Origin of the sequence: Mycobacterium sp. 852002-51961_SCH5331710 (assembly GCF_001665535.1) — a bacterium.
Classification (GTDB): domain Bacteria; phylum Actinomycetota; class Actinomycetes; order Mycobacteriales; family Mycobacteriaceae; genus Mycobacterium.
Window position 1 is genome coordinate 1 of record NZ_LZSQ01000021.1, and the last position, 1,172, is coordinate 1,172.

At 60.6% G+C, this 1,172-nt stretch carries 1 protein-coding gene; it reads right to left on the reverse strand.

Annotated elements, in window-relative coordinates:
* Positions 1-229: 229 nt before the first annotated feature.
* Entirely contained in the window at positions 230-850 is a 621-nt protein-coding gene (locus A5752_RS04110) for a hypothetical protein (protein ID WP_156613601.1), read from the reverse strand.
* Positions 851-1,172 lie beyond the last annotated feature (322 nt).

Here is a 1,172-nt window from a genome sequence, read left to right on the forward strand (position 1 = left end):
GACCACTGAAGAATGAACACCAAGGGGGTCAATTTTCAACCGTTGAGAAGGGGTCAAATTTCAACCGGCGTTGACACACCCATTCGATCCTCATGATCCCAGGGCCTGCTTAAGGTGCATGGAAAGCTTGGGTCTCCTATAGGAGACGGTCCCGAACCTGCGACCAAAATCCATCCAGAGGTTGAGTTTCTACCCGGTGTGCCATGGAGCCTCAGGCTGATCGGCTCTCCTAGACGAAGTACCCAAGCGCGACGCCAGCGGCGATCATGTATATGCCGAAGATCGCGGTTCGCAAGTCGAGCACTTGAGTCCTGTCGAGGTCAGCGCGCAAGTCACCCAGGTCCTTCAGGATCTTCTGGTACATCTCTTCTGCCCTTTCGTCTACGGCGGCGTGCGCTCTCGCAACCTCCACCTCCAGTGCACCCAGTCGGCTGTACAGCTGGGCGGTCCGGGCGTTCACTCGGTCGCGGATGTAGGCGGCTAGCAAATCGACCTGGTCTTGAATCCGCAGATCGTCGAGATCCTGTAACGGCGTCAAGCCCACGGCCCCGTTCGGAGTGACGGTGACATTCAAATGCGCTGAACCTGCGTGGGCGATGGGTGGCTGCTTGCCGATCAGACGATGACTGAACCGTCTCAGTTGCTCGACAACGGTGTCCCCTCGATGACTTGCCCGCAGGTACGCGAAGAGGAACCCGAATAGCGTCAGTAGCGAGCCGAGGAGTTGGAGCGTGATCGAGGCGCACGACCACGAGACGATGGCTCCTGCAAAGATGCCAAGAGCCAGCACGAGCACTCCGCTAGCGATCCAAGCCCATAGCCTTAGTGCCTCTGCCGCGTTCGGCTGCATGGCGCGGACTCTAACGCGGCGACGGGGCCGTGACCGCCAGATCGGGGTGGCGCTGTCGAGGATGGCGGTCGGCTGAGGACCGCGTCCTCGTGGTGATCGAAGGTGAGCAATGTGCTGCGCAAGAGGGCGTCTCGTCGGATCGGCCAGCATCTGGCGCTGCTCGAGACCAGCTCCAGGCAGTGACCGCGCTCACTGAAACTCCCCACTGACGCTCATCGAAATTCCCCACCCGTGTGGCTCCGCCGAGAGGGGCGGGCCTCCCTCGGTGGAGCAACTGGCGTCAGACACCAGCAGCTTCGAGGGCTGTCTCTTATACACATCT